Source organism: Streptomyces sp. NPDC005195 (assembly GCF_040608315.1).
GTDB lineage: Bacteria > Actinomycetota > Actinomycetes > Streptomycetales > Streptomycetaceae > Streptomyces > Streptomyces kaempferi.
Genome location: NZ_JBEXHZ010000134.1, coordinates 1 through 6,096 on the forward strand (window position 1 = coordinate 1; position 6,096 = coordinate 6,096).

Annotated in this window: 9 protein-coding genes; 5 read left to right on the forward strand and 4 right to left on the reverse strand. The window is 72.5% G+C overall.

All coding sequences use genetic code 11. The annotated features are described in order from the left end of the window. The 3 genes from ABZV34_RS36550 to ABZV34_RS36560 all read right to left on the reverse strand — a co-directional run. A partial coding sequence (locus tag ABZV34_RS36550) for a PRC-barrel domain-containing protein (RefSeq protein WP_356286746.1) occupies positions 1-134 on the reverse strand: 134 nt, incomplete at its 3' end. Next, entirely contained in the window at positions 131-277 is a 147-nt protein-coding gene (locus tag ABZV34_RS36555) for a hypothetical protein (protein ID WP_356286728.1), read from the reverse strand. The genes ABZV34_RS36555 and ABZV34_RS36550, both read right to left, overlap by 4 nt. Positions 278-419: 142 nt before the next feature. Then, complete coding sequence (locus ABZV34_RS36560) at positions 420-1,604, reverse strand: PP2C family protein-serine/threonine phosphatase (protein WP_356286731.1); 1,185 nt, start codon at positions 1,602-1,604, stop codon at positions 420-422. Positions 1,605-1,776: 172 nt separating this feature from the next. Here ABZV34_RS36560 and ABZV34_RS36565 point away from each other — a divergent pair, with 172 nt between their 5' ends. Then, positions 1,777-2,265, forward strand: coding sequence for a MarR family transcriptional regulator (locus ABZV34_RS36565; RefSeq protein WP_356286734.1), 489 nt, complete (start codon positions 1,777-1,779; stop codon positions 2,263-2,265). Between the two features lie 237 nt (positions 2,266-2,502). Continuing rightward, positions 2,503-2,865 carry an STAS domain-containing protein gene (locus tag ABZV34_RS36570; RefSeq protein WP_356286737.1) on the forward strand — a complete coding sequence of 121 codons (363 nt, stop codon included), beginning with the start codon at positions 2,503-2,505 and terminating at the stop codon, positions 2,863-2,865. Positions 2,866-2,872: 7 nt separating this feature from the next. Here the strand turns inward: ABZV34_RS36570 and ABZV34_RS36575 are convergent, their stop codons facing one another. After that, complete coding sequence (locus ABZV34_RS36575; RefSeq protein WP_356286740.1) at positions 2,873-3,436, reverse strand: MarR family transcriptional regulator; 564 nt, start codon at positions 3,434-3,436, stop codon at positions 2,873-2,875. Between the two features lie 432 nt (positions 3,437-3,868). Here ABZV34_RS36575 and ABZV34_RS36580 point away from each other — a divergent pair, with 432 nt between their 5' ends. The 3 genes from ABZV34_RS36580 to ABZV34_RS36590 form a co-directional block, all read left to right on the forward strand. Further along, positions 3,869-4,321 (forward strand): ATP-binding protein, encoded by a 453-nt coding sequence (locus ABZV34_RS36580; RefSeq protein WP_168526188.1) that lies wholly within the window; start codon positions 3,869-3,871, stop codon positions 4,319-4,321. A gap of 206 nt (positions 4,322-4,527) precedes the next feature. Continuing rightward, positions 4,528-5,715 (forward strand): fused response regulator/phosphatase, encoded by a 1,188-nt coding sequence (locus tag ABZV34_RS36585; protein ID WP_356286749.1) that lies wholly within the window; start codon positions 4,528-4,530, stop codon positions 5,713-5,715. After that, positions 5,712-6,096, forward strand: a 385-nt coding sequence (locus tag ABZV34_RS36590; RefSeq protein WP_356286743.1) for a CHASE3 domain-containing protein, incomplete at its 3' end; no start/stop codon positions are given. The genes ABZV34_RS36585 and ABZV34_RS36590, both read left to right, overlap by 4 nt.

Below are 6,096 nucleotides of genomic sequence, written 5' to 3' on the forward strand. Positions count from 1 at the left end.
CCACTGAGCGTGAAACCGGTGACACGTCCCGCCGGTCCGTCGAAAACGGTGTCCTTGATCTGTGCGACCACGTCACCCCCGAGGGTGACCACCGGTCGTCCGCCCAGGCCGCGCGCGGCGGTCAGCTCGCTCATCGCACGTCCCGCTTCCCGAACCGCCGCCCGCGCTGTACGGCGATGACGGTCCCCGACCGCCTGCTCGTCTGCACCCAGACCATCGTCGCGCCCAGCAGCGCAAGGGCCGCGACCACGACGACCGGCCACATCCACCAGACCATCGTCCACCTCCGGACTTCCAGGCCCGGCCGCGTTCGACCGGATTCGGCTCCGTCCGGGTTCCCCGGGACCACCGGACAAGGCCCCGTCCGGGGATGCCGTCCCGGACGGGTCGCGCACCGCCGCCCGCGGGGCCGACCCCGCTCAGCCGGTCCGCGGCCCGCTCTCCTCGCGGCGCCGCCTGCCGGCCCAGTCCAGGCAGACGATCAACGCGTCGTCCAGCGGCTCGGTGACGCGGTAGCCGGCCAGCTCATCGAGGACGGCTCGCGGCACATCGGCCGCGGGCAGCAGGGCCGTGGCGGCCACCGCCCGGGCCAGCGCCCGCTCCCCGAAGGCCTCTCCGAGCGGGGACAGGGCGTCGTAGACACCGTCACTGACCACCAGGAGCCGGTCACCGGGCAGGACGGCGAACTCCTGCGGCAGGTAGTCGGACTCCTCGAACATGCCGAGCGGCAGCTGTGCCTCGAGTTCGATCCGTTCGACGGCCGTCCCCCGTCTGCGCCACAGCCGGGGCGAGCCGGCGTCCACCGCGAGCACCCGGCCGGTGGCCAGGTCGAACGACAGGAGCAGCGCCGAGACGTGCTGGTCGCCATGGTGCTGGGCGTAGATCGCCTGGTCGGCGAGCCTGGCCTGGTCGGCGACCGGGAGGTCGGCGCGTCGGGCGTTGCGCAGGGCGCCGACGGCCAGCTGGGTCAGCAGGGAGGCGTTGATGCCGTCCCCCATGCCGTTGAGGATCGACAGCGAGAGCCGGTCCGCGTCCGAGGACCAGTCGAAGTTGTCCCCGCGCACCGCGTACGCGGGCTCCAGCTGCGCGCCGATGGAGAACTCCTCACGGGCGCTGGCCCGGCCGGGGAGGAGCTCCCACTGCATCTCGGCGGCCAGGGTCAGCCGGCCGACCCGGCGTGCCAACCGGTAGACGTCGGTGTCGCGTTCGGCCACGACGATCTCGTGGCCCAGCAGCTCGGCCACCTGAGCGAGCTCGTCGGTCACCCCGACGCCCCCGGCCCCCGGCGGCAGCCGCACCGTGAGCACGCCGAGGCGCTCGCCGCGGGCGGTGACCGGCAGGTGGAGACGTACGTACTCCCTGTGCCGGGGGTGTTCCGCGTGCGGTTCCTGGCTGCCGAACGCCCGGCCCTCGGCACTGTTGTGCAGGGGGACGGAACGCGAGGGGTCCCCGGGTGCCCCGACCGGCTGGAGCACGGTCAGTCCGTAGTCCGCCATGAGCAGATCGGCGCCGGTCGCTCCCCAGACGTCCGTCAGGAGAGTGCGCAGGGTGTCGAGCAGCGCGTGCGGAGGGGTCGCGCGCAGGGCTCGGTCGACGTCGTTCACAGAGGTCACGGTCGTGGTGGCTTTCTCGTGCGGTTCGTGTGCGGTTCGGGTGCGGGTGGTGTGGTCGGTCAGGAGGGCCGTGTGAGGAGACCGGCCGGGTGGGCCGTCATGGCTGGCGAAGCCCTTCAGGAGATGACAAGGTGGTTCGGTGCCGCGCTCGATCCGTCCACCCGTGTCCCGAGACGATGCCGCGCAAACGCTGGACGCCGTCGCGGAACTTCTCGAACTTCTGTGGGGCCGAGGGCAGGAGGCCGCGCCGTCCGGCCCGGTGCCGCCCTCGCAGCTACGGGCCCTGATCGTGATCGAGCAGGGCGGTTCGATGAATCTTCGCTCGCTCGGCGACGCCCTGGCCTCGCGTCCCTCCTCGGTCAGCCGTCTGTGCGACCGGATGGAAGCCGTCGGGCTGATCCGCAGGGCGCCCAGCACGACCAGCCGGCGTGAGGTCGAGGTCGCGCTGAGCCCGCTCGGGGAGCAGGTGCTGCGCGAACTCCGCGACCACCGCGCGCGCGAGGTGCGGGCCGTCCTGGAGCAGATGACGTCGGCGGACGTCGCCCGGCTCACCGAGGGGCTCGAGGCGTTCCGGGCGACCGCGCTGGAGCAGCTCGACGAGCGGGGCGGCGGCTCCGGCCGGGAGCCGGGGCGCGCGACCGGTACCGGTTAGGTGCCCTTGCGTACCGGTTAGCTCCATGAGAGGTCCCTCCACCGCGACAACCAGCCCCGGGACGCCTGACTCGGGGTCGCAGGGGGACCAGATTGTTGCCTGACAGCAATTGTTGTCAAATGACAACGATCGGATACGGTGGGACCTGGCGCGGCTCCCTCGCGGCGCCGCGGTGTACCGCCCCGTGCGCGTATCCCTCTATACCCGTACGTTCCGACGACATCCCGAAGGATCGCTGTGCATTCAGGCCGGAGTCCAGGTCAGGCGGCCCTTTCGCTGTCCACGCGCGAGGCCGGTGCGGCAACCGTGATCGCGGTGGCCGGTGAAGCCGATCTCGACAACGTGGAAAGCCTCGGCGCGGCCCTCGACGCGGCGGCACGGTCCCCGGAGGGGCCGGTGGTCCTGGACCTGGCCGAGCTGACCTTCGCGGACTCGACCACGATCAACGTCGTCCTGCGGGCCTACGGTGTCCTCGGGCCCCGGCTCAGACTCGCCGCGCTCACCCCTCCCCTCGAACGGGTGCTGGGCCTGACCGGAGTTTCCGACATCGTGCGCGTCTTCCGCACGGTGGCGGAGGCGCTGGAGGAAAATGCGGTCTGAGGGCGGGTCACAGGGACCGGTCGGACGGCGCGGGAAGGGCCCGAGGTCCGTGGGCGATCGACGGGCCGAGCGAGCGCAACGCGGTCAGCAGACCGTTCAGGTCGGCGTCCGGCATCCGCAGCAGCGCGTCCCTGATCCAGACACCGCGCTGCTCGCGTACGCGGTCGAGCACCGAACGGCCGTGCCGCGTCAGGCTCAGGCCGACACGCCTGCGGTCCGCGGCGAGTGGCGCGCGGGCCAGCAGCCCCGCCCCCTCCAGGGTGTCGCACACGCGGCTCGCCCGGGAGCGGCTGATCCGTGCCCGCTCGGCGAGCGCGGCGGGGCTCAGACCGGGCGACGTACCGACCAGGGTCAGCGCGCGCAGCAGCGGCGGCGACAGCCGGCTGTCGACGGCGACCGCCGTGCGGGCCGACACGGAGACCAGGATCTCGGCCACGGCCGCCAGCTGGTCCGCCGCGCGGAGCAGCACGTCGTCCCGTACCCGAGGAAGCGCGAGGTCCGCCGCCGGCACTCGCCGGGGCCGGTCGTCCGGTCCCGGACGGAAGCCCTCGTCCGGTCCCCGCGGAGTCATCCCGCCGTTTTCCTCGTCTTCCTCGTCGTGCTCCCCGACGCAACCCCCGTTGCTGTCCGGTCCGCGACAAGAGCTTCCGTCCCCGTCCGTCTCCGGGAGGGGACCGTCGTCCGGTCCCCCGGGCGGTGCGCCGTCCCGTCCTTCCGGGGTCTGTCCGTCCATCCGTCCGCACCCTCTGCTCATACCGGAGATTCGGTGACCCGTCGGGCCCCCGGACTGGTGGCTCTGCCCCTCCGCGCCGGGATGACACCGGTACGGTGTGGGGATCGTGTGCCGAAGGGGGTGAGGGCGGCTCGCGGCGCCGGCTACGGGCCCGGTGCGAGCCGAGTGGACATCGGGGTGAATGTGGAGGGCGTCACTGGGTATGCGCTCCTGAGCAGCGGCGTCCGGACGCGCGGTCTGCGGACGTATCGGCATCCGAGAGAGAACCACATGATCGAGCACTTGGACGGAGCAGTGATACCGCCTGGCTTCGACGTGCCCGTGGACCCGCTTCGGCGGGCGGCGCACTACACCGGCGAGCCGGGGTGCATCGCCGACGCACGCGCCTTCGCGGAGCTGTTCCTCGAACAGCTCCGGTCGGAGTGGTGTGCCGAGATCGACGCGCGGGCCGACGGCGACCTCCTGCTGGTCGTGAGCGAACTGGTCACCAACGCGGACCGGCACAGCCACGGGCCCTACATCCTGGAGCTGGAGGGGACCGACGTCTTCGTGACCGTCGCGGTCTACGACAGCAGCGCCACCCTGCCCCGGCGCTACCCGCGGGATCCGCAGCGCATCGGGCGGCACGGACTGGAGATCGTCCACGCGCTGGCGACGGAGGTGACCGTCGGGCGCGTTCCGGTCGGCAAGTGCGTCAAGGCACAGCTCGACCTGCGCCGTTGACCAGGGCGCCCGCGTGGCGGGAACGGACCGGGCGGGACGGCACGGCAGGGGGTGGCGGGGCCGTCGGGCAGTCCGTCCCGGGCATGGACCGGGGCGGAATACGAGTAGGCTCGCCACAGTCGACGGTCGGCGTCGGTCACTCGAGGGGGACGAACGTGGCGGAGAGCCTGCCGCGGACCGGTGAACGTACCGCGGTACCGCGCCAGGTGAGTTCCGACCCCCGCTGGGGCCTGGACGCCACCGCGGCGCTGCTGCTCGTCGAGGACGACGCCGGTGACGCGCTGCTGGTGCGCGAGGTACTGGCCGACAGCGGTCTGCCGATGGACGTCACCTGGTGCAAGTCCCTGGCCGAGGCGCGGGCGTTCCTGCGGGCCTCGAAGAACGCGGTGTGCGTGCTGCTGGATCTGCACCTGCCCGACACGCACGGACTGAGCGCGGTGCGGCTGGTGCGGGACGCCTCGCCGGACGCGGCCGTGGTGGTGCTCACCGGACTCGCCGAGAACGAGGCGGGTCTCGCCGCGGTGGCGGAGGGAGCCCAGGACTTCCTGTCCAAGGACGGCCTGAACGCGGAGGAGCTGAGCCGGGCTGTCCGGTACGCCCTCCAGCGCAAGCAGGTGGAGCGGTCGAACGCCGAACTCCAGGCCAGCAGGCTGCTGGCCCAGGAGAACGCCCGCCTCGAGCGCGGACTGCTGCCCACACCGCTGCTGCGCGGCGACCGCTGCCAGGTCGCCTCCCGCTACAGCCCGGGACGCGACCACGCGCTGCTGGGCGGCGACTTCTTCGACGTCGTCGAGAGCGAGGACGGCACGATACACGCGGTGATCGGGGACGTCTCCGGCCACGGCGCGGCCGAGGCGGCCCTCGGCGTCTGCCTGCGGGTGGCCTGGCGGACCGCCGTGCTCTCCGGATGCGTCGGCCAGGCGCAGGTCCGTCTCCTGGAGGAGATCCTCGAGGCCGAGCGCGCCGAGGACTACATCTTCGCCACCCTCACCATCCTGCGACTGTCCAGGGACCACAGCCGGCTGACCGTGATCCGCGCCGGACACCCGGGGCTGCTGGTCCGCACCTCCCGGGGCATCGACCTGTTCGAACCTCCGGTGGGACCCGCGCTGGGCCTGGTCCCGGGCGGCGCGCACTGCCCGGAGACCGAGCTGCCCGCACACGACATCAGCGCGGTGACGCTGTTCACCGACGGTCTCTTCGAGGGCGTCGTGGGCCCGGACCGGCGGCTGGGCGAGGAAGGACTGCTCGCGGTGGCGAGGAAACACATGGACCTGCACGGACGTCCGTTCGTCGACGCGGTGGTCGAGGACGTGTCGGCGCAGAGCACGTTCCACGGAGGTCTCGCCGACGACGTGGCGGTCCTGCACCTGACGACGGACGGCGGGTCGTGACCCGTATACCAGGGTCCTCCGAGCCCGTGGACGGCGCCGCGGCCCGCCGGCCCGGCAGGATCGCCCGGCTGACCGTGCAGGGCTGGATCCACCTCGTACTGGCCGTCAACGTCCTGCTGGTGATCGTCTTCGCGGTGTCCGGCGGAGTCCTCCAGTCCCGTGCCGACGACCGCACCGACCTGCTCACCGACCGCATCCAGCCCGCCCGTTCCACCGCCTTCCAGCTGGAGACCTCGCTGGTCGACCAGGAGACGGGCGTACGGGGCTACGTACTGAGCGCGGACACCAGCTTCCTGGAGCCGTACGAGTCCGGGGTGCGGGACGAGGCGACACTGAGCGCCCGACTGAGCACCCTGCTCACCGGCCAGCGCCGGCTCACGG

What these genes read in the sequence shown, in the direction of transcription:
- ABZV34_RS36555 (WP_356286728.1), bottom strand. Translation starts at nt 277, where the DNA reads ATGGTCTGGTGGATGTGGCCGGTCGTCGTGGTCGCGGCCCTTGCGCTG.
- ABZV34_RS36575 (WP_356286740.1), bottom strand. Translation starts at nt 3,436, where the DNA reads ATGACTCCGCGGGGACCGGACGAGGGCTTCCGTCCGGGACCGGACGAC.
- ABZV34_RS36580 (WP_168526188.1), top strand. Translation starts at nt 3,869, where the DNA reads ATGATCGAGCACTTGGACGGAGCAGTGATACCGCCTGGCTTCGACGTG.